The following is a 21,930-nucleotide window of genomic DNA, read 5'->3' on the forward strand; positions in this document are numbered from 1 at the left end:
GATCGGGGCGCTCCGCGATCTCTCGCCCGGTCCCGCGTGATCTGTTACGCGATCCAAACGGCACCTGTGACCCCGAACACGCGATCCAACGCGTGATCGTCTCGTAACATTGCCCGCATGTCTTCGACCGAGTTGCCGGACGTGCTGGCCGCCACCGTCGCCCCCAAGCCGGGCGCCGTCGGTGTCGCGGAGGGCGAGCGCATGGACTCGGTCACGCTGCCCGGCCTGACGCTCTCGGTGCGCCGCCGGGCCGCGGCGGACACGGATCTGCCGCCCGCGCTGTACGTGCACGGGCTCGGCGGCTCCTCGCGGAACTGGTCGGCCCTGATGCCGCTCCTTCAGGACGTCGTGGACGGCGAGGCCCTCGACCTGCCGGGCTTCGGCGACTCGCCGCCCCCGGACGACGGGGACTACTCGGTCACCGGGCACGCGCGCGCGGTCATCCGCCATCTGGACGCCCGCGGACGCGGCCCCGTCCACCTGGTGGGCAACTCCCTGGGCGGCGCCGTCACCACCCGCGTCGCCGCGGTCCGCCCCGACCTCGTGCGCACCCTCACCCTGGTCTCGCCCGCCCTGCCCGAGCTGCGGGTGCAGCGCACCGCCGTGCCCACGGGCCTGCTCGCGCTGCCCGGGGTGGCGGGCCTGTTCACCCGGCTGACCAAGGAGTGGACACCGGCGCAGCGGGTGCGCAGCGTCATGGGGCTCTGCTACGGCGATCCGGCCAAGGTCTCGCCGGAGGCGTTCGCGGCGGCCGTGCGCGACATGGAGCGCCGGCTCGCGCACCCCTACTTCTGGGACGCCATGGCCCGCTCGGCCCGCGGCATCGTGAACGCGTACACGCTCGGTGGCCAGCACGGCCTGTGGCGGCAGGCCGAGCGGGTGCTGGCGCCGACGCTGCTCGTGTACGGGGGCAGGGACCGGCTCGTGTCGTACCGCATGGCGCGCCGGGCCGCGGCGGCCTTCCGCGGTTCGCGGCTGCTCACGCTGCCCGACGCCGGGCACGTGGCGATGATGGAGTTTCCGGACGCGGTGGCCACCGCGATCCGTGAACTCGTGGCTGATGCCGGTGAGTTGAGGGATCCTCGTGAGGTGCGCAAGGGTGGCGGCGTGAACGACGACTGCCGCGAGCCGGGTACTTCGGGTACGAGGAGCTGACACGCCGCGTGGGACGTCATAGCCGCCGGACCCCGGCCGACACAACAGACACCAGCAGCACCCCTGGCATACCCGAGTCCCAGGCGACCGAGCCCGGGACCAGCGGCGGCCGCCGCCGGCGCGGTGACACCCCCGCGCACGGCACGCCCCAGGTGACGCCGGTGCACGGCACCCCCGCGCACGGCGCGCCGCGGGTCACCCCGCCCCGTGGCGTCCCGCACGTGCGCGGCGGGCATCCCGAGCAGCGCGAGCCCGGGGGCGGCTGGGGCCCGGTCGGCGGCGCCGCGGCGCAGGCCACAACCAGCGCGCCGCGGTCGCCGCGGGTGCCGGGGCCGAGACGGGAGGACGTCGCGGCCTTCGACGCCCTCGGTGCCCCGGACGGCTTCGAGGGCGCGGACGTGTTCGCGGCGGGTGCCAAGCCCGTGCGGCGCCCCGCGCCCCGCGACCCGTACGCGTCCGTGACCGCCTGGGAGACCGACGCCGGTGACGACGGCGACGGCACCGGCGGCTCCCCGGGCGCCGCGGCCGACGGCGGGACCCCGTCGGGCGGGCGGCTCAGCAGCCGCACCGTCATCGGTGCCGCCGCCGCGACCGTGACCCTGGCCCTCGCCATCGTGGTGGCCGCTCAGGTCACCGACGACGGCAAGGGCTCGGGCTCTGACACGCGGGCCGCCGACCACGGCGCGGGTGACGACCGGGACGCCCGCGGCTCCGCGTCGCGCTCGGACAACCGGCCCGCGCCGACCGACTCCGCGACCCCGGAGTCGTACGACACGAAGATGGGCAAGAAGTACCCGCTGGACGCGAAGCTCGCCGCTTCGGGGCAGTTCGCGGCGATGCCCGGGTTCGACAAGGCGCCCGGCAAGGGGCAGAAGTTCCGGTACCGCGTCGACGTCGAGAAGGGCATGGGCCTGGACGGCGCCCTGTTCGCGCAGGCCGTGCAGAAGACCCTGAACGACAGCCGGAGCTGGGCCCACGGCGGGGCCCGCACCTTCGAGCGGATCTCCTCCGGGAAGCCGGACTTCGTCATCACCCTGGCGAGCCCGGTGACCACCGCGAAGTGGTGTGCGAAGTCCGGTCTCGAAACGCTCCAGCAGAACGTGTCGTGCGACTCGGCGTCCACCGACCGCATCATGATCAACGCTTATCGGTGGGCCCAGGGGGCCAAGACCTACGGCGACCGCATCCACCCCTATCGCCAGATGCTGATCAACCACGAGGTCGGCCACCGGCTCGGCCACGGCCATGTGGACTGCCGGCGCGACGGCGAACTCGCGCCCGTCATGCAGCAGCAGACCAAGTTCCTCGACCACGACGGGATCCACTGCAAGCCCAACCCCTGGGTGTTTCCCAAGGGGTGAGACCGCTCGGCTCGACAGGTGAGACGTCGCGTTGACATTCCGCGCGGCATCGTCCATATTTCTCCGCATGTCGACCCGTCACGCCTCCCCGAGCGCCGCCCTTGAGCTGGCGCTGTTCGGCGTGACCGCGCTCTGCGTGGCCGATATTCACTGTCGCTGACGCCCGCCCCGGCGAGTGCGTCGCGCTTTCTTCCTCCTTCACCGCGTTCCGTGCCCCTGTGGGGCGCGCTCCGTACGCGGCCCACGATGTGGTCAGGTGTCCGCATCCTGGACAGATGGTTCTGGACGTACGTGCCCCGGGGCGGGCTCCCGCGCTTTCCTCCGCTCCCCTTCATCTCCTCAGCTTTCCGAGAGGCACTCCGATGCGTCTGCGTCGTCAGAAGTCCGTCATATCCCGCCGCGTGGCAGCGGCATCCGCCACCCTGGTCGTCCTGGCCGCGGGCGCCGCCGCCTGCGGACCTGACGACGGCAACGACGCCGGGGGCGACGGCAAGGCCAAGAAGGGCGGCACGCTCACCGTCCTCAACCGCGATCCCCAGAAGACCTTCGACCCCGCCCGCCTCTACACCTCCGGCGGCGGCAACGTGCCGAGCCTGGTCTTCCGCACCCTGACCACGCGCAACCGCGAGGACGGGGCCGAGGGCGCGAAGGTCGTCCCCGACCTCGCCGAGAGCCTCGGCAAGCCGAGCAAGAACGCCACGGTGTGGACGTACACCCTGAAGACGGGCCTCAAGTTCGAGGACGGCACGCCGATCACGACCAAGGACATCAAGTACGGCATCGAGCGCTCCTTCGCGGCCGAACTGTCCGGCGGCGCGCCCTTCCTGCGGGACTGGCTCATCGGCGGCGCCACGTACGAGGGCCCCTACAAGGACAAGAAGGGCCTCGACTCGGTCGAGACGCCGGACGAGCGCACCATCGTCTTCCACCTGAACAAGCCCGTCGGCGACTTCGACTACGTGGCCACGCAGACGTCGTTCGCGCCCGTGCCGAAGGCCAAGGACAAGGGCACCAAGTACGAGGAGCACCCGATCTCCTCGGGCCCGTACAAGGTCGTCAAGAACACGAACGGCGGCGAGCGGCTCCAGCTGGAGCGCAACCCGCACTGGTCGGCGAAGACCGACGACGAGCGCAAGGCCTACCCGGACGAGATCGACGTCCGCTCCGGCTTCAACTCGTCCGTCATCAACCAGCGCCTCTCCGCGAGCCAGGGCGCCGACGCCGCCGCCGTCACCACCGACACCAACCTCGGCCCGGCCGAGCTCGCCAAGGTCACCGGCGACAAGAAGCTGGCCTCGCAGGTCGGCACCGGCCACTTCGGCTACACCAACTACCTGGCCTTCAACCCGAAGAAGAAGCCCTTCGACAACCCGAAGGTCCGCCAGGCCGTCGCCTACGCCGTCGACCGCTCCTCGGTCATCAACGCCGCGGGCGGCTCCTCCCTCGCCGAGCCCGCGACGACCTTCCTGCCCAACCAGGAGTCCTTCGGCTACCAGAAGTTCGACCACTTCCCGGCGGGCGACAGCGGAAACCCGAAGAAGGCCAAGGAGCTCCTGAAGGAGGCCGGCTACAAGGACGGCCTGACCATCACGCTCACGCATTCCAACACCAAGAACTTCGAGACCAGCCCGGAGATCGCCACCGCCCTCCAGGACTCCCTGAAGAAGGCCGGCATCACCGTCAAGCTCCAGGGCCTGGAGGACAACGACTACGAGGACAAGGTCCACGACGCCGAGGACGAGCCGGGCCTCTTCCTCGCCCACTGGGGCGCCGACTGGCCCTCCGGCGGCCCCTTCCTCGCCCCGATCTTCGACGGCCGCCAGATCGTCAAGGACGGCTACAACTTCAACTCCTCCTTCCTGAACGACAAGGCCGTCAACAAGGAGATCGACGAGATCAACAAGCTGACGGACCACGCCGCGGCCGCCGAGCGCTGGGGCGCGCTCGACAAGAAGATCGGCGAGAAGGCCGTCAACGTGCCGCTGTTCCACCCGGTCTACAAGCGCCTGTACGGCAAGGACATCAAGAACGTCGTGATCAGCGACTGGACGGGCGTCCTCGACATCTCCCAGGTCGCGGTCAAGTAGGGCCCGTCGGTAGATCTGTCATGAGTGAGGCCCTGTTGGCCTCGGAGAGCGGGGGAGCGGACGCCGCCACGGCGTCCGCTCCCGGCTCCTCCGGAGCCCGTCAGTTCTGGCGGCGGCTGCGCACGCGGCGCGCCGCCCTCGTCGCGGGCGCGATCGTCGCCCTGCTCGTCCTGGTCGCGCTCGCCGCGCCCCTGCTCACCGCCCTGGAGGGCCAGGACCCCACCACGTACCACCCGGAGCTCATCGACTCCGCGCGCGGCGGCGTGCCCGTCGGCTCCTTCGGCGGCATGAGCGCCGAGCACTGGCTCGGCGTCGAGCCGCAGACCGGCCGCGACCTGTTCGCCCGCCTGGTGTACGGGGCCCGGGTGTCCCTCGGCGTCGCGCTGATCGCGACCCTGCTCCAGGTCACGCTCGGCATCGCCGTCGGGCTCGCCAGCGGGCTCGGCAATCGCTGGGTCGACCTCGCCCTCAGCCGCGCCACCGACGTCATGGTGGCGCTGCCCCTGATGGTCCTCGCGCTCGGCCTCCTCGCCGTCGTGCCCAGCGGCTTCCCGCGGCCCGTGCTCGTCGCGCTCGTCGTCGGCGTGGTCGGCTGGGGCGGCATGGCGAAGATCGTGCGCGCCCAGACCATCTCGCTCAAGGAGCTCGACCACGTCGCCGCGGCCCGCCTCAGCGGCTGGGGCGGGGTGCGCATCGCCCGCCGCGAGCTGCTGCCCGCGCTCGCCGCGCCCGTCATCACGTACTCCGCGCTGCTCGTCCCCACCAACATCACCGTGGAGGCGGCCCTCTCCTTCCTCGGCGTCGGGGTCAAGCCGCCCACCGCGTCCTGGGGCCAGATGCTCACCTCCGCCGACGTCTGGTACGAGGCGGCACCGCAGTACCTGCTGCTGCCCGCGGGCGTCCTGTTCGTGACCGTGCTCGCCCTGACCGTCCTCGGCGACGGCGTGCGCACGGCCCTCGACCCGCGCGCGGCCTCGCGGCTGCGGGTGGGCGCGAAGCGGGCCAGGAAGGGGGCGCAGTCGTGAGCCCGGGCTCCGGATTCACCGGCTTCATCGTGCGGCGCGCCCTCGGCGCCGTCGTCACGCTCTTCGCCCTGTCCGTCGTCATCTACGCCGTCTTCTACGTCGCCCCCGGCGACGTCGCACAGATCACCTGCGGCCCGCGCTGCTCGCCCGCCCAGGTCCAGCAGGTCTCCGAGCAGCTCAAGCTCGACGACCCGATGTACGCGCGGTACTTCGAGTTCCTGCGCGGCCTCTTCGTCGGCCACGACTACTCGACCGGCACCGGCGTGCTGCACTGCGACGCGCCCTGCCTCGGCCTGTCGTACCAGACCGACCAGCAGGTCACCGATCTGATCCTGAACAAGGTGCCGGTCACGGGCTCGCTCGCGCTCGGCGCGATGGTCCTGTGGCTGATCCTCGGCGTCGGCACCGGCGTCCTGTCGGCGTGGCGGCGCGGCCGCCCCACCGAGCGGATCCTGACCGCCGTCACGCTCGCGGGCACGGCGACCCCTGTGTTCGTCATCGGCCTGCTCCTGATGGTCCTGGTCTGCGGCCAGCTCCAATGGCTGCCGTTCCCGCAGTACGTGCCCTTCACCGAGGATCCGCAGCAGTGGGCGTGGAACCTGCTCCTGCCGTGGGTGTCGCTCGCCCTCATCGAGTCCGCCAAGTACGCGCGCCTGACCCGGTCCGCGATGCTGGAGACGCTCGCCGAGGACCATGTGCGCACCTTCCGCGCGTACGGGATCAGCGAGCGCTCCCTCGTCGGGCGGCACGCCCTGCGCGGCGCCCTCGCGCCCGTGATCGCGCTGACCGCCAATGACTTCGGGACCATGTTCGGCGGCGCCCTGCTCACCGAGACGCTGTTCGGCCTGCCCGGGCTCGGCCGCGAACTCGTGCAGGCCGTCCGGGTCGTCGACCTGCCGGTGGTCGTCGGCATGGTCCTCATCACCGGCTTCTTCGTGGTCCTCGCCAACGCCGTCGCGGACGTGCTGTACGCGGTGGCCGACCGACGGGTGGTGCTCGCATGAGCCTCGACGACCAGCTCGTACACGTGGACGGCCTGAGCGTCGGCTTCGGCGACGTACAGGCCGTGGACGACGTCTCCTTCACGCTGGCGCGCGGCGCCGCCCTCGCCCTCGTCGGCGAGTCGGGCTCCGGCAAGTCCACCGTCGCCTCCGCGCTGCTCGGCCTGCACCGGGACACCGGGGCGCGCGTCACCGGCGCCGTGCGCGTCGGCGGCGTCGACGTCACCGGGGCCGGTGACCGCGAACTGCGGCGGCTGCGCGGCGGGATCGCCGCGATGGTCTTCCAGGACCCGCTGTCCTCGCTCGACCCGTACTACGCCGTCGGCGACCAGATCGCCGAGGTGTACCGCGCCCACTCCGGGGCCTCGCGCCGCGCGGCACGCGCGCGTGCCGTCGACGTCCTCGGCCGCGTCGGCATCGCCGACGCCGCGCGGCGGGCGCGCTCGCGCCCGCACGAGTTCAGCGGCGGCATGCGCCAGCGCACCCTGATCGCCATGGCCCTCGCCTGCGAGCCCGAGCTGCTCATCGCCGACGAGCCGACCACCGCCCTCGACGTGACGGTGCAGGCACAGATCCTCGACCTGCTGCACGAGCTGCGCGCGGAGAGCGGCATGGGCCTGCTCCTGGTCACCCACGACGTGGGCGTGGCCGCCGAGAGCGTGGACGACGTGCTCGTCATGCGGCACGGGCGCGTCGTGGAGCGCGGCGGCGTCACCGACGTCCTCGCCGCGCCCCGCCAGGCGTACACCCAGCAGCTCCTGAGCGCCGTGCCGCGCGTCGACTCCGTACGGGAGCCGCGCTCCGGCGACCTCGGCGACGTCGTCGTCGAGGCCCAGGGGCTGCGGCGCGAGTTCGGGCGCGGCAAGGGCGCCTTCGTCGCCGTCGACGACGTGTCGCTGACCGTGCGGCGCGGCGAGACCCTCGGCGTCGTCGGCGAGAGCGGCAGCGGCAAGACCACGCTGGGCCGGATGCTCGTGGGGCTCCTGGAGCCCACCTCGGGACGGCTGAGCTTCGGCGGCGTCGAGAAGCGGGGCGCGGGCCCCGTGCCGGGCGTGCAGATGGTGTTCCAGGACCCCGTCTCCTCGCTCAACCCGCGCCGCTCGGTGGGCGAGTCCGTCGCCGATCCGCTGCGCGCGCGGGGCGACCGCGACGAGGCCGCGATCCGCGCCCGCGTACGGGACCTGATGGAGCGCGTCGGCCTCGATCCGGCGCACTACGACCGCTACCCGCACGAGTTCAGCGGCGGCCAGCGCCAGCGCGTCGGCATCGCGCGGGCGCTCGCCGCCGAGCCCCGGCTCATCGTCTGCGACGAGCCGGTCTCGGCGCTCGACGTGACCACGCAGGCCCAGGTCACCGCGCTGCTCGCGGAGCTCCAGCGGGAGCTGGGGCTCGCCCTCGTCTTCGTCGCGCACGACCTCGCGGTGGTGCGCCAGGTCAGCGACCGGGTCGCGGTGATGCGACGCGGCAAGCTCGTCGAGTACGGCTCCGTGGACGAGGTCTACGGCGCGCCCCGGGACCCGTACACGAAGGACCTCCTCGCGGCCGTGCCCGCCCTCGATCCCGCGCTCGCCGCCGAACGGCGCGCGGCCCGCGGCGCCCGGTCAGGACCGGCCCCGGAGGAATTGGCCGTGGCATGACTCCGCGTGAGCGAGAAGGGCTCCCACGAGCCCCGCATGACGCCTTTCGTCGCCCTATGAGGCTTCTATAGCGCGACGGAACGCTACCGGCGCGGGAAAGTTACTGCTCTTCACCCCTTTTGGTGGCGCGATGGACAACCGTCCGTCGCGCCACCGGCATGTCCGCATACGTTCGTCCCGCTGCGAGCCGCCGGGCCAACGGCGGCTCCCCATAGGGCAGATCGGGGGTGCACGCGTGCGCATTGGACTGCTTACGGAGAGTGGTTATCCGTATGTGGGCGGTGAGGCCAGGCTCTGGTGCGACCGGCTCGTGCGCGGGCTCGGGCGGCACGAGTTCGACGTCTACGCGCTGAGCCGCAGCGCCCGCCAGGAGGCGCTGGGCTGGGTCGACCTGCCCCCGCAGGTCCGCCGGGTGCGCAGCGCCGCGCTGTGGGGCGAGGCCTCCGGACGGTCGGTGCTGTGGGGGCGGCGCCGCGCGGGCCGGCGCTTCGCCGAGTGCTTCACGGAGCTCGCCGCGGGGATGGCGGGCGCGTCCGACGGGACGACGGGCACGTCGGACGAGGTACCGGGCGCGTCCGACGAGTTGGCGGACCGTTTCGGCAGCGGCCTCTACGGCCTCGCCGAACTCGCCCGCGACACCGGCGGGCTCGCCGGGGCCCTGCGCTCCGAGGGCGCCGTACGCGCCCTGGAGAGCGCCTGCCGCGCGCCCGGCGCGCACCGGGCCGCCCGCGCCGCCCGCGTGCCCGACCTGCTCACCGTCGCGGCCGACCTGGAGCGGACCCTGCGCCCGCTCTCCCTCGACTGGTACGACGACGACACGCTCGGCGCCGTCGACCTCTGCCACGCCACGGCGGGCGGCGCCGCCGCGCTGCCCGGCCTGCTCGCCCGGCACTTCGCGGGCGTACCCCTGCTCGTCACCGAGTACGGCGTACGGCTGCGGGCGCACTACCTGGCGGGCGCGGGCGCCGCCGGAGAGAGCACGCCGAGCACACCCGCGCGGGCGCTGCTCGCCTCCTTCCACGGCAGGCTCGCCGCCGAGACCTACCGCGAGGCCACCGTCATCACCCCCGGCAACGCGCACGCCCGCCGCTGGCAGGAGCGGTGCGGCGCCGACCGCGCCAAGCTGCGCACGGTCTACCCCGGCCTGGAGGCCGACCGCTTCGCCGAGGTCGGCGAGCGCGAGGAGCCCGGCGAGCCGCACACGCTCCTGTGGGTCGGCCGGGTCGAGCCCGCCAAGGACCTGATCTCCCTCCTGCACGCCTTCGCCGAGGTCCGCAAGGAAGAGCCCGGGGCGCGCCTGCGGATCGTCGGCGCCCTCGCCGACGGGGACCGGGCCGCGGCGTACCTCGCCCACTGCCGGGCGCTCGCCGCGCAGCTGTTCCCCGACGAGGCCGAGGACGCGCACGCGGTCGGCGCCAACCCCGTCTCCTTCGAGGAGATCGGCAGCCCCGAGGCGCCGGACCTCGCCGACGCCTACGCCGGGGGTGGCGTGGTCGTCCTGTCGAGCGTCGTCGAGGGCTTCCCCATCAGCCTCATCGAGGCCATGCTCTGCGGCCGCGCCACGGTCTCGACGGACGTCGGCGCGGTGGTCGAGGTCATCGGCGGCACGGGCCTCGTGGTGCCGCCCCGCAACCCCCGGGCGCTCGCGCAGGCGTGCGTGCAGCTGCTGCGCGACCCCGAGCGCCGCGCGCGCCTCGGTGCGGCGGCGCGGGCCCGGGCGCTCGAACTCTTCACCGTCGAGCAGAACATCGCGGCATTTCACGGCATTTACCTGGAGATCGTCTCGCACTGCCCGGTACGCCGCGAGACCGTGAACGAGGCGGGCGAACCGGTGCCGTTCGCCCACCCGGCCGAGGCGTCCGTGCCGGGCCGCTGGGCCGTCGGCGGCCGCCTCGCGGGCGCGGCCCCCCTCGGCAGGCCCGCCCCCCTCGGCCCCGCCGCGACCACCGCCCCCAGCTGGGCCACCCGCTACGGCCTGCGGGGACACCTGGGGGAGGTGGCGTCGTGACGGGACGTGACGCGGCGGCCGCGGCGCAGCGGCGTGGCACGGCGGCACTGTGGGGCAGCGCGACCGGCCCCGGCGGGGGCGCGGAGTCCCCGGGCGGCGGCGCCTTCGCCCCGAGCCGTGAGGCGGACGCCCGGAGCCGGGGCCTCGACGCCCCGAGCCGGGGCGCACGGCCCCCCCGGCGCGGTACCGGTGACCCCGTCAAGGCGCTGCTCCACCGGCACCGCGAGCTCTGCGAACGGGCCGTCGACCCGCTGGAGATCGCGGCGGGCCTGGAGGCGCACGGCGTCACCGACCGCACGGCCGCGCGGTTCCGCCACCGCGACGTGTTCGCCCTCGCCGAGGAGATGTACGCGCGCGTGCCGCGCGACAGCGACGAGTGGGACGCCCTCGACACTCCGGGGGACGGCGGCGCCGGCCGACCGGCGGGCACCGCCCCCGAAGTCCACGCCGCCTGGCCCGCGTTCGCACTGCTGCCCGGCGCGGTGTGCGCCCTCACCGTCGCCGGGCTCGCCCTCACCACGGGGGGCGTGCGCCTCGCGGTGGGCCTGGGCGGCGCGCTCGCCCTCGCCGCCACGGCCCGCGTCGCCCTGCGCCACGGCCCGCTGCGCACCCCGCGCCCCGCCGCGTCGGCCACGCGCGCGTGGACGTGCTGGCTGCTCGCGTACGCCCTGTTCGGCGAGGGGCTGCTGCGCGCCGCCGCGCCGGGCGGGGCGGCCCTGCCCCCGGAGCCCTCGGCCCTCGCCGCCCTCGGGCTCGCCGCCGCCGTCGCGCCCGGCACGGCGTGCGCACGGCTCTTCACGGTGCGGGCCCGCAGGCGGCTCGGCAGGAGCCGGGGGCTCGCCGACTTCGCCGCGTCCGTACGCCCCCTCCTGCTCGGCGTGTTCGCGCTCTACGCGACCGCGGTGGGCCTGGTGCTGGCCGGAGCCGACGCCGCGCTCGACCTCGTCGGCGCCGCGGGCACGGGCGGTGTGACCCCGTGCCTGGGCGCCGGGGCGCTGGCCGCGCTGCTGTGGCTCGGCCGCCTCCTCGCGGCGCACGGCTCCACGCGCGCGCCCGCCCTCGTGTACGCCGCGGTCGGCGCGACCGGGGCGGCGGCCCTGGCCCTCGCGTGGGCCGCCCGCCTTCCGGGCTGCGGCTTCCTCACCACGCCGGTGGAGACCGCGGCCCTGGCCTGGGGCGCGCCCGCCGCCGTCTGCGGGGCGGGGGCCGCGCTCCTGCTGGCCCGCGCGGTCCGCGTGCTCGGCCGCGCCTCCGCGCACGCCTGCGGGGGCACGGCATGAACGCGTGCGCCGCCCCTCAGGGCTCGCGACTCCAGGGCCCGCGGCTCCTCCAGGGCCCGTCGCTCCGGCGTCCGGGGCTCCACGTCCCGCGGCTCCGGCGCCCGCTCCTCCAGGGCCCGCGGCGTCAGCACCCCCGTGGCGCACCCCCCGACCATCCCGCCCCCGAACGGCCCGGACCCCCGCCCCCGCGGCCCCGGTGCGGGCCCCGGCGGCGCGGGCCCCGGTCGCGGCGGGCCGCGCCGGTCCATCCGTTACCCGAGACAGCCGGCACCACCCTGAAGGAGAAACACAGATGACAAGGCCCAGCATCCGAGCGTCCGTCCCCGGAGGCGCCCGATGAGGGTGTTGCTGATCGGAGCCAACGGATACCTCGGCCGGTTCGTCGCCGACCGGCTGCTCGCCGACCCCGCGGTCCAGCTCACCGCGCTCGGCCGCGGGGACGACTCGGACGTACGGTTCGACCTCGCCAGCGGCAGCCCCGGCGCGCTCACCCGCTTCCTGGACGCCGTACACCCGGGCGTCGTCATCAACTGCGCGGGCGCCACCCGCGGCGGCGCCCGCGAGCTGACTCGGCACAACACCGTCGCCGTCGCCACCATCTGCGAGGCCCTGCGCCGCAGCGGCTGCGGCGCCCGCCTGGTGCAGCTCGGCTGCGGCGCCGAGTACGGCCCGAGCCAGCCCGGCTCGTCCACCGCCGAGGACGCCGTGCCGCGCCCCGGCGGCCCCTACGGCGTCAGCAAGCTGGCCGCCACCGAACTCGTCCTCGGCTCCGGCCTGGACGCCGTGGTCCTGCGGGTGTTCTCGCCCGCGGGCCCCGGCACCCCGGCCGGATCGCCGCTCGGCCGCCTCGCCGAGGCCATGCGCCGCGCCATGCAGTCCGGCGACGGCGAGCTGAAGCTCGGCGGGCTCGGCGTCCAGCGCGACTTCATCGACGTCCGCGACATCGCGCGGGCCGTGCACGCCGCCTCGCTCTCCGCCGCCCAGGGCATCGTCAACATCGGCTCCGGGCGCGCCGTGCGGCTGCGCGACGCCGCCGCCGTGCTCGCCCGCGTCGCCGGCTACGGCGGCGCCCTGCACGAACTCGACCAGCCACCCGGCAGGCCCGGCCTCCACCCGCGGGTCGACGCCGAGCACGCCGCGCCCGCCGCCTACCCCTACCCGGACGGCTGCGGCAGCTGGCAGCAGGCCGACGTGCGCACCGCGCGCGACCGGCTCGGCTGGCGGCCGCGCATCAACCTCGAAGAGTCGCTCGCCGACATCTGGATGGAGGCCGCATGCCGCATCTAGGCCGCACACCGCGCCCCGGCCCCACCCCCCGGCCGGGCCGCGGACCGCGCCCCACGGGCACGACGGCCCTCGGCCCGCGGACCGCCCTGCGCGTCGGCTTCGGCGTCCCCGGCACCGCCCACCCGCTGCTCGCCGCCGCCGAGTGGGCCGAACTCACCCGGTCCCACGACTCCTTGCACTGGGTCGTCCTGAACGTCGCGGGCGGCCCGGGCGACCGGCCCGACCCGCACTGCCTCGACGCCGCGGGACGACTGCGCAACGCGGGCGTCCGGGTCCTCGGCCACCTCGACGCGGCGTACGGCGCCCGGAGCTTCGGCGAACTCGTCTCCGACGCCCACCGCTACCTCGACTGGTACCTCGTCGACGGCTTCTACCTCGCCCGCTGCCCCACGGAACGCGCGGCGCTGCCCGAGGTCCGGCGCACCGTCACCACCCTGCGCGCGCTCCTCGGCAGGGCCCACGTCGTGTTCGGGCACGGCACCCACCCGTACCCCGGATACATCGAGAGCGCCGACCAGTTGGTGACGTTCAGCGGCCCCTGGAGCGACTACCGCTGGTCCCAGGTCGCCGAGTGGACCGCCGACTACCCGCCCGAGTGCTTCTGCCACCTCGTGCACGGCGTACCGCGCGGCCACCTCGACGAGGCGCTGCGCGTCGCCCGCTGGCAGGGCGCCTCGACGATCTACTTCACCGACCGCACGGACGGCGGCGGCAGCGGCGCGGGCGGCGACCCCTGGGAGGCCCTGCCCGGTTACTGGGACGAGATCGTCTCGCGCATCGGACCAGGTGTCTCGGAATGAAGAAGGCCGTGGCAGTGTTACGGAGAGAACAACCGTTCCGCATATCCGACCAACGGAGTCTCCGTGTCGCTGCCACCCCTGGTCGAGCCAGCATCTGAGCTCACCGTCGACGAGGTCCGCAGGTACTCCCGCCACCTGATCATCCCGGATGTCGGGATGGACGGGCAGAAGCGGCTGAAGAACGCCAAGGTGCTCTGTGTGGGCGCCGGCGGCCTCGGGTCACCGGCGCTGATGTACCTCGCGGCGGCCGGTGTCGGCACCCTCGGCATCGTGGAGTTCGACGAGGTCGACGAGTCGAACCTGCAGCGCCAGATCATCCACAGCCAGTCCGACATCGGCCGTTCCAAGGCCGAGTCGGCCCGCGACAGCGTCCTCGGCATCAACCCGTACGTGAACGTGGTCCTGCACGAGCAGCGGCTCGAAGCCGACAACGTGATGGACATCTTCAGCCAGTACGACCTGATCGTCGACGGCACCGACAACTTCGCGACCCGCTACCTGGTCAACGACGCCTGCGTGCTCCTCAACAAGCCGTACGTCTGGGGCTCCATCTACCGCTTCGACGGCCAGGCCTCGGTGTTCTGGTCCGAGCACGGCCCCTGCTACCGCTGCCTCTACCCGGAGCCCCCGCCCCCCGGCATGGTCCCGTCCTGCGCCGAGGGCGGCGTGCTCGGCGTGCTCTGCGCGTCCATCGGCTCCATCCAGGTCAACGAGGCCATCAAGCTCCTCGCGGGCATCGGCGAGCCGCTCGTCGGCCGCCTGATGATCTACGACGCCCTGGAGATGCAGTACCGCCAGGTCAAGGTCCGCAAGGACCCCGACTGCGCGGTCTGCGGCGAGAACCCCACCGTCACCGAGCTCATCGACTACGAGGCCTTCTGCGGCGTCGTGTCCGAAGAGGCCCAGGAGGCGGCCGCCGGTTCGACGATCACTCCCAAGCAGCTCAAGGAGTGGATCGACGCCGACGAGAAGATCGAGATCATCGACGTCCGCGAGCCGAACGAGTACGAGATCGTCTCGATCCCGGGCGCCAAGCTGATCCCGAAGAACGAGTTCCTCATGGGCACCGCCCTGCAGGGCCTGCCGCAGGACAAGAAGATCGTCCTGCACTGCAAGACGGGCGTCCGCAGTGCGGAGGTCCTCGCCGTCCTGAAGTCCGCGGGCTTCGCGGACGCCGTGCACGTCGGCGGCGGCGTGATCGGCTGGGTGAACCAGATCGAGCCCGAGAAGCCGGTCTACTAGACGCCGGGCCGCAAGGCCCGCCGCCTCGGCCCCAGCGGCCCCCGGGTGACTGCCACCCGGGGGCCGTTCGTCATGGCGCGCAGACCTTGCCGTCGCGCGGGACCTCGCCCTTGAGCAGATAGTCGTTGACCGTGCCGTCGACGCAGTCGCTGCCGTTGCCGTACGCCCCGTGGCCCTCGCCCTTCCACGTCAGCTGGACGCCGACGCCCTCGCCCAGCTCGTCCGCCATCTTCCGGGCGCCCTCGTACGGCGTCGCCGGGTCGCCGGTGGTGCCGACGACCAGGATCGGGGCGGCGCCGGGAGCGCTCACCTCGGGCGTGTCCTGCAGACCGGCCACCGGCCAGTCGTGGCACCAGCCCGCCGTGTCCCAGGCCATGAAGCCGCCGAACACCGGTGATATCTCCCGGAATTCGGCGAGCCGCGCCTTGGCGTCGGCCGCCGTCGGCCGCTCCTTGGCGTCCCGGCAGGCGATCGCGCGCTGAGAGTGGCTCTGGGTGCCGTACGCGCCGGACGCGTCCCGGTCGTTGTACGTGTCGGCCAGCTCCAGGAGTCCCGAGCCGTCGCCCTTCTCGGCCTTCTCCAGGGCGTCGGTGAGCACCGGCCAGGTCTGCCGGCTGTACAGCGCGACCGTGATGCCCGTCGTCGCGAGGGCCTCGGTGAGCCTGCGGCCGGGCGTGGACGTCCGCAGCGGCTTCGCGTCCACGCGGCGCAGCAGCTCGGCTGTCTTCCGCGTGCCGGTGGCGGGGGCCTCGCCGGAGGACCTGAGGTAGTTCTCCAGGGCCCGCTGGAAGCCCCGGGCCTGGTTCCGCGCGTGGCCCACCGCGCCCGCCGTCGGGTCGACGACCGCGTCGAGGGTGAGGCGGCCCACCTTCTTCGGGAACAAGTGGGCGTACGTGCCGCCCAGTTCGGTGCCGTACGAGATGCCGAAGTAGTGCAGCTTCTCGTCACCGAGGACCTGCCGGATGACGTCCATGTCGCGGGCCGCGTCGGCCGTCGAGACGTGCGGCAGGAGCTTCTGCGCGGCCCGCGCGCAGCCCGCGCCGAACGCGGCCGCGTCGGCCAGATACGCCTTCTCCTCGGCCCGGGTGTCCGGCGTGGGGTCCGTCTTCTCCGCCGCCTGGGTCCGCCGGTCGCTGCGGCAGCGCACGCCCTCGCTGCCCGCGACGCCGCGCGGGTCGAAGCTCACCAGGTCGTACCGCTCGCGCAGGTCGCCGTAGGCACTCGCGAACGCCGGGAGCATGGAGACGCCCGAGCCGCCGGGACCGCCGAAGTTGAACAGAAGCGAACCGATGCGGTCGCCGCGCTTCTTGGCGGTGGACGCGGCGCGGATCAGGGCGATGCCGATGGTCTCGCCCTCCGGCTTCGCGTAGTCCAGCGGGACCTTGAGGGTCGCGCACCGCCACTCGCCGCCGGGCGGGGCGTCCTTGCCCGAGCCCTTGCACGCGCCCCAGTCGAGCCGCTGCGAGACCACGGCCGCGGGCAGCGTGGACGACGGGTCCGGCCGCGGCTCCGGGTCGGCGCCCTGGGCCGCGGGACGCTCACCGCTGCTGCCGCTGCCCTTGCCGCCCTCGTCGGACGAGCCGGTGCAGCCCACGGCGAGCGCGGCCACCAGGGTCGCCGCGGTGGCCAGGGCCGCCGACCGTACGAAACGCGGCATGTCTCGCTTCCCCCCTCGAAAGAACGTCCGGCCATCCTAGGCGGGGCCACTGACAGCGCCCCGGCACGCCCTCGGCCGCACGCCCCTCAAGTGCCGGACGGGACCGCCGCCTTGCCCGTGCCGCAGACCGTGCCCGACGTCGGCACCGTGCCCTTCAGGAGGTAGCCGTCCACGGCGCCCCGCACGCAGCTGTCCCCGCTGTCGTACGCGCCATGCCCCTGGCCCTTGTACGTCAGCTCGACGCCCACGCCCTCGCCGAGCGCGTCGACCATCTTGCGGGCGCCCTCGTACGGAGTCGCGGGGTCCCCGGTGTTGCCGATGACGAGGATCGGCGCCGCTCCGGAGGCGCTGACGTCCGGGTGGTCGGCCTGGCCGGGCACGGCCCAGTCGGTGCAGCCGAGCATGCCCCACGCCAGGTAGTCGCCGAACAGCGGCGAGGCCGCCCGGAAGCGGGGGAGCTTCGCCTCGACGTCGGCCGTCGTGTACCGGGGCTTGTCGTCGGCGCAGTTGATGGCGACGTTCGCGGCCGACAGGTTGCTGTACTCGCCGTCCTCGTTGCGCCCGTTCATCGAGTCGGACAGGAGCATGAGGATCCGGCCGTCTCCGTCGTACGCCTCCTCCAACCCCTCGGTGAGGTAGGGCCAGAAGTCCTGGGAGTACAGGGCCTGCACGATGCCGTTGGTGGCCGCGGTCTGGGTGAGGCGGCGCGGCGGGAGGCCGGGCAGCGGCTTGGCGTCCAGGTCCTTCAGGAGCGTGGCGATACGGCCCTTGACGTCGTCCTCTGTGTCGCCGACGGGGCAGTCGTCCTTCTGGGAGACGCAGTCCTTCGCGAAGTTGTCGAGGGCGAGCTGGAAGCCCTTGGCCTGCCCGAGGGAGCCCTGTTCGGCCGTCTCGGTGGGGTCGACGACCGCGTCGAACACGGCACGGCCCACGTTCTTGGGGAACAAGTGGGCGTAGACGCCGCCGAGTTCGGTGCCGTAGGAGATGCCGAAGTAGTGCAGCTTCTTGTCGCCGAGCACCTGGCGCATCAGGTCCATGTCGCGGGCCACGTCGGTGGTGCGCACATGGGGGAGCACCTTGCCGGAGTTCTCCTCGCACGCCCCGTTGAAGTCCTTGACGTTGTCGATGAACTCCTTGCGTTCGGCCTCGTCGTCGGGCGTCGCGTCCTGCTGGAAGTACGCGTCGAGCTGTTCGTCGTCCTCGCACCGCACGCCGTCGCTGCGGCCGACGCCGCGCGGATCGAAGCTCACCAGGTCGTAGCGGGTGCGCAGCTTCGCGTAGTCGGCGCCGAACGCGGGCAGCGTGGTGACGCCCGAGCCGCCGGGGCCGCCGAAGTTGAAGACGAGCGAGCCGACGCGCTCGTCCTCGGCGCCACTGGCCCGGGCGCGGATGAGCGCGATGCCGATCGTGTCGCCCTCGGGCTCGTCCCAGTCCAGCGGGGCCTTCATGGTGGCGCACTGCCACCGCGCGCCGCCGGGCAGCGGCGACGGGGCCCCGCCGCCGCCCTCGGCCGCGGACGGCGCCGGACAGTCCTTCCAGCTGAGCTTCTGGTCCGGCCGGGCCTCGTCGGCCGCGTCGGCGCTGTCCGAGGCCCCGTCACCGCAGGCCGCGAGCGCGGTGGACAGCAGGACGGCGGTGGCGGCCAGGGCCCTGGCGCGCGGCGGGAGCTTGGGCATGGCTCCATCCTGCGGGCGAGCAGGGCGGGGCGCTCGGGGCACGAGCCGTGCGGGTGACCCGGCCGCCTCACGGGCGTACGCGGCCGGGGCGGCGGCGCGCTACAGCTGGCCCTTGCGGGTCAGGTGGTTGAAGAACAGCCATCCGGGGAGCACCGGGAGCCACAGCGTGAGCAGCCGGTACAGCAGCACGGCCGGGGCGGCCACGTCCTTGGGCACGCCCACGGCGACGAGGCCGAGCGTGAGCGTCGCCTCGACCGCGCCGATGCCGCCGGGCGTGGGCGCGGCCGAGCCGAGCGCGTTGCCCGCGAGGAAGACCACGGCGACGCTGGCCAGGCTGAGGGTGCCCATCTCCTCGCTGGCGAACGCCCGGACGGACGCGTCCAGGCACAGCACGAAGAAGAACGTCAGGAGCAGCATTCCGCCGATGCCGGTGAGCAGTTTCTGCGGGCGCTGCAGGACGTCCAGCATGCGCGGCACGACCCCCGCGAACAGCGACCTCACGCGCGTGACGACGATCTTCCGCAGGAACGGGATGGCGGTCACCACCAGGACGAGCACCGCCACCGACAACAGGCCCGCGATGACCGTGCGCGACGGTGTCAGCGACGGCGTCTTCTCGGTGCCCGTCAGATAGCCGAAGACGAGCAGCAGCAGGATGTGCGAGCCGAGTCCGAACAGCTGCGAGGCGCCGACGCTCGCCACCGCGAGCCCGGAGCGTACCCCGGACCGCTGGAGGAACCGGGTGTTCAGCGCGACGCCGCCGACCGCCGCGGGCGCCACGATCTTCACGAACGACCCGGCGACCTGCGCGGCCACCGCCCGCAGGAACGGCACCCGCTCCGGCACGAAGCCCAGCAGGCTCATCGCCGCCGCGAAGTAGCTCAGCGCCGAGAACGCCACGGCCGCGGCGACCCAGCCCCACTCGGCCTCTCCGACGATCGTGCCGAAGTCGACGTGGGTGAGCTGCGAGAGCAGGAAGTACGCGCCGATGGCACCGGCGATGAAGCTGATCAGCGTGCGCGGCCTGATCCGCTCCAGCTGCGCGGGCTCCACGGGTGCTGTCGGCCGGATCAGCAGCACCTGGTGGCGGATCTGGGTGAGCAGGTCCTCCTCGCGGGCCTGCTCCAGGGCCTCGTCTATGGCCTGTTTCTCGGCCTGCTTCTCCGCGCGCAGCGACTTGCGGGCCGCCGCCGAGTCCGGGGCCTGCTCCTCCGGCTCGTCCTCGCCGCGCGCCACCTTGGCCCGCTGGGACGCTTCCAGGACGGCGTCGCGCTCGCGCTGGGCGCGCTCGCGGGCCCGCTTGCGCAGCGTCGCGCGCGTGGAGCGTGTCAGGGCGATCGGCTGGAGCAGCGGCAGACAGTCGGCCACGGCGTCGGGCCCGAGCACCTCGACGGCGGAGGCGACCGCGCGCTCCGCGCCGACGCGCAGCCCGAAGGCGGTGAGCAGCTGCGCGATGTCCATCCGCAGCACCAGGTCACCGGCCGCGATCTCGCCGCCGCGCAGATCCGTCAGGATCACCCTGCCGGAACGATCCACCAGGATGGCGTCCCCGGCGAGCCTGCGGTGCGCGATCCGTCGCGACTGGAGCGCCCGCACCTGCCGCCAGGTCTCGCGCAGCAGCTCGTCGGTGAGCGCCGCGTCGGGCAGCGAGTCCAGGGTCCGCCCGCCCGTGTGCTCGTAGACGAGGATCACCGCGTCCGGGCCGAGCTCGGAGGTGGCGATCAGCTTCGGCGCGTTGGCGCCCGCCGCGATCGCCGCGTACGCGAGGAGGGCCTCCTGCTCCAGCGCCTGGCGCAGCGACTGGAGGCTGCGCCGGGTGGTGATGCTGCGCAGGGTGAGGCGGCGCCAGACCCGGTAGAAGAAGCCCTGTGCCTGCTGCTCGCGGTCGATGACCGTGACGTCGAGCGGTGGCCCGTCCTCCAGCGTGACGAAGTAGCGCCGGCCGCGGTCCCCCTGGTCGGTGCTGTCCCCGGAGTCCTCGCGGGCGGCGCTCACCGGGCGGAAGCCGACGTGCCGCAGGCCGGCGAGCAGCGTCTGCCCGGTGGGCTGCACGTTCGGCGAGCCGACCGCGTACAGCGTGCCGTAGGCGACGGTCCAGCCGATCAGGACCGTCAGGATGATCGAGAACGGTGTCGTGTTGCCCGACACGAGCATCGTGAACGCTTCGAGAAGCAGCACCACGAGCAGGACGACGCGCCACCGCGGGCGGCGCGCCATCCCCACGGCCGTCATGTACGCGATGACCGGGGCGAGATAGCCGTGCACCGGGTCGGTCAGCGCGTGCACGTCGCCGGGCGAGGGCTGTGTCAGGGCGTCCTGGATGGACTCGGGGGCTCCTCTGGCGACCCACAGGTCGGTGGCCAGGGTCACGCCGTGCGCCAGGACTGCCGCCAGGACGCCGTCGGCGATGCGCAGCCCGTCCCGCTTGATCAGCCGCTCGATCGCGAACGCCACGGGCACGAGCAGGACGCCGATGCTCGCGGTCAGGCCCGCCAGCTTCATCAGCAGGTCCGGCGGCTCCCCGGTGCCCGCGTTGATGTCCTGCTCCAGGCCGGACGTCGTGCCGTGCGCGAACGCGGAGATCGCAAGGAGCACGGCGATCGCCAGCATGCCGATGAGCAGCCGCATCAGGTCGGAGGGGCGGTGCACGCGCGCGGGGAGCAGCGGCTCGTCGCCCTCCACGCGCTCGGCGTAGGAGTCGTCGGAGCAGTCGGTGTCGAAGCCGGGCACCTCCGCCGGGGCCGCGGCCTGTGCGGGCGCGGCGTCCGCGGGGGGCGGCCCGGCGGGGCGGGACGCCGTGGGACGCGGTTCGGCGGGGCTGGGCTCGGAGGGGTGCGGCTTGGCGGAGCTCGGTTCGGAGGGGTGCTGTTCCGTGGGGCGCGGCTTGGCGGAGCTCGGTTCCGTGGGGCGTGCTTGCGTGGGATCGGACGGCTGCTCGGCGCGGGCCAGGGCCCGCGATTCCCGGCCGTCCCCGGCCTCGCCGACGGCCTCACCGGTACCGGGACGTGACGTGTCCGCGGAGGTGCCAGCCGTCTTGTCGGAATGCACGCTCTGCTGCTCCGTCGCCTCTTCTTGATCTCGTATCACCAGTCACCGCCCGCATGATGGTGGCATGCCCCGCCGACAACGGGGGGCATCAGGGGGCAATCCGGGGGCGCGAAACGGTCACGATTTGCCACATCGGACCTAGTCGTACACGCCTCCGCACGCTCCGTGCCCGACCGGTCACCGTGTCGGTGGCATGGGGCAGGATGGTCCGGATGAGCGAGGAGAGCGGAGCGGTACCGGAGCTCCCGGAGTACGCGGAACGCGTCCTGGAAGTGGCGGAAATGATTCCCCCGGGCCGGGTGATGACGTACGGAGACGTCGCCGAATGGCTGGAGGAGGGCGGCCCCCGCCAGGTCGGCCGGGTGATGGCCCTCTACGGAGGCGCGGTGCCGTGGTGGCGCGTGGTCCGCGCCGACGGCGCCCTGCTGCCCGGCCACGAACTGCGCGCCCTGGAGGCCTACCGCGCGGAGGGCACGCCCCTGCGGCAGGCGGGCCGGGCGACGCAGGGACACGTGCCGCGCATCGACATGCGCCGGGCGCGCTGGGACGGCGGGGCGGCCGCCGGCGGCCCGGGCGAGCGGCCGCAGGCTCCGGAAGGTCACATCTGACAGCTTCCGGCATCCGGGCACGCGGTGGTGGGCCGCTGGTGGCCCGTACGGGGGAAGC

Annotated in this window: 17 protein-coding genes; 14 read left to right on the forward strand and 3 right to left on the reverse strand. The window is 73.8% G+C overall.

All coding sequences use genetic code 11. The annotated features are described in order from the left end of the window. The first annotated feature begins 117 nt into the window (after nt 1-117). From MQV74_RS26930 to moeZ, 12 genes are all read left to right on the forward strand, one after another. Complete coding sequence (locus tag MQV74_RS26930; protein WP_242722492.1) at nt 118-1,155, forward strand: alpha/beta fold hydrolase; 1,038 nt, start codon at nt 118-120, stop codon at nt 1,153-1,155. Between the two features lie 8 nt (nt 1,156-1,163). Next, nucleotides 1,164-2,516 carry a DUF3152 domain-containing protein gene (locus tag MQV74_RS26935; protein WP_242722495.1) on the forward strand — a complete coding sequence of 451 codons (1,353 nt, stop codon included), beginning with the start codon at nt 1,164-1,166 and terminating at the stop codon, nt 2,514-2,516. A 67-nt stretch (nt 2,517-2,583) separates the two neighbouring features. Beyond that, nucleotides 2,584-2,676, forward strand: a complete 93-nt coding sequence (locus tag MQV74_RS41400; RefSeq protein ID WP_311775232.1) for an Ms4533A family Cys-rich leader peptide — start codon at nt 2,584-2,586, stop codon at nt 2,674-2,676. Between the two features lie 202 nt (nt 2,677-2,878). Then, a complete protein-coding gene (locus tag MQV74_RS26940; protein WP_242722497.1) occupies nt 2,879-4,603 on the forward strand; it encodes an ABC transporter substrate-binding protein in 1,725 nt (574 codons plus the stop codon). Nucleotides 4,604-4,623: 20 nt separating this feature from the next. Beyond that, nucleotides 4,624-5,628, forward strand: coding sequence for an ABC transporter permease (locus MQV74_RS26945; RefSeq protein ID WP_242722500.1), 1,005 nt, complete (start codon nt 4,624-4,626; stop codon nt 5,626-5,628). Further along, nucleotides 5,625-6,632 (forward strand): ABC transporter permease, encoded by a 1,008-nt coding sequence (locus MQV74_RS26950; protein WP_242722503.1) that lies wholly within the window; start codon nt 5,625-5,627, stop codon nt 6,630-6,632. The genes MQV74_RS26945 and MQV74_RS26950 overlap by 4 nt, the downstream gene beginning before the upstream one ends. Continuing rightward, a complete protein-coding gene (locus MQV74_RS26955) occupies nt 6,629-8,266 on the forward strand; it encodes a dipeptide ABC transporter ATP-binding protein (RefSeq protein WP_242722506.1) in 1,638 nt (545 codons plus the stop codon). The genes MQV74_RS26950 and MQV74_RS26955 overlap by 4 nt, the downstream gene beginning before the upstream one ends. 235 nt (nt 8,267-8,501) lie before the next feature. Next, nucleotides 8,502-10,274 (forward strand): glycosyltransferase, encoded by a 1,773-nt coding sequence (locus MQV74_RS26960; protein WP_242722521.1) that lies wholly within the window; start codon nt 8,502-8,504, stop codon nt 10,272-10,274. Then, nucleotides 10,271-11,554, forward strand: coding sequence for a hypothetical protein (locus MQV74_RS26965; protein ID WP_242722523.1), 1,284 nt, complete (start codon nt 10,271-10,273; stop codon nt 11,552-11,554). The genes MQV74_RS26960 and MQV74_RS26965 overlap by 4 nt, the downstream gene beginning before the upstream one ends. Before the next feature lie 336 nt (nt 11,555-11,890). Beyond that, complete coding sequence (locus MQV74_RS26970; protein ID WP_242722525.1) at nt 11,891-12,841, forward strand: NAD-dependent epimerase/dehydratase family protein; 951 nt, start codon at nt 11,891-11,893, stop codon at nt 12,839-12,841. After that, nucleotides 12,829-13,641 carry a spherulation-specific family 4 protein gene (locus tag MQV74_RS26975; RefSeq protein WP_242722527.1) on the forward strand — a complete coding sequence of 271 codons (813 nt, stop codon included), beginning with the start codon at nt 12,829-12,831 and terminating at the stop codon, nt 13,639-13,641. The genes MQV74_RS26970 and MQV74_RS26975 overlap by 13 nt, the downstream gene beginning before the upstream one ends. Nucleotides 13,642-13,704: 63 nt before the next feature. Further along, nucleotides 13,705-14,883, forward strand: a complete 1,179-nt coding sequence (moeZ, locus tag MQV74_RS26980) for an adenylyltransferase/sulfurtransferase MoeZ (protein WP_138961660.1) — start codon at nt 13,705-13,707, stop codon at nt 14,881-14,883. Between the two features lie 70 nt (nt 14,884-14,953). Here moeZ and MQV74_RS26985 read toward each other — a convergent pair whose 3' ends face one another. The 3 genes from MQV74_RS26985 to MQV74_RS26995 all read right to left on the reverse strand — a co-directional run bounded on the left by MQV74_RS26985 (nt 14,954) and on the right by MQV74_RS26995 (nt 20,844). Continuing rightward, nucleotides 14,954-16,540 (reverse strand): alpha/beta hydrolase, encoded by a 1,587-nt coding sequence (locus MQV74_RS26985; RefSeq protein WP_242722530.1) that lies wholly within the window; start codon nt 16,538-16,540, stop codon nt 14,954-14,956. Between the two features lie 86 nt (nt 16,541-16,626). Then, nucleotides 16,627-18,216 (reverse strand): alpha/beta hydrolase, encoded by a 1,590-nt coding sequence (locus MQV74_RS26990; RefSeq protein WP_242722533.1) that lies wholly within the window; start codon nt 18,214-18,216, stop codon nt 16,627-16,629. Between the two features lie 99 nt (nt 18,217-18,315). Then, on the reverse strand, nt 18,316-20,844 hold the full coding sequence (locus MQV74_RS26995) for a lysylphosphatidylglycerol synthase transmembrane domain-containing protein (protein WP_374120795.1): 2,529 nt from the start codon (nt 20,842-20,844) through the stop codon (nt 18,316-18,318). Between the two features lie 234 nt (nt 20,845-21,078). Here MQV74_RS26995 and MQV74_RS41405 point away from each other — a divergent pair, with 234 nt between their 5' ends. Next, complete coding sequence (locus MQV74_RS41405) at nt 21,079-21,225, forward strand: hypothetical protein (RefSeq protein WP_374120703.1); 147 nt, start codon at nt 21,079-21,081, stop codon at nt 21,223-21,225. Between the two features lie 251 nt (nt 21,226-21,476). Continuing rightward, nucleotides 21,477-21,872 carry an MGMT family protein gene (locus tag MQV74_RS27000; RefSeq protein ID WP_278194228.1) on the forward strand — a complete coding sequence of 132 codons (396 nt, stop codon included), beginning with the start codon at nt 21,477-21,479 and terminating at the stop codon, nt 21,870-21,872. The last annotated feature ends 58 nt before the right edge of the window (nt 21,873-21,930 follow it).

The organism is Streptomyces sp. AN091965 (genome assembly GCF_022698285.1).
Taxonomy (GTDB): Bacteria; Actinomycetota; Actinomycetes; order Streptomycetales; family Streptomycetaceae; genus Streptomyces.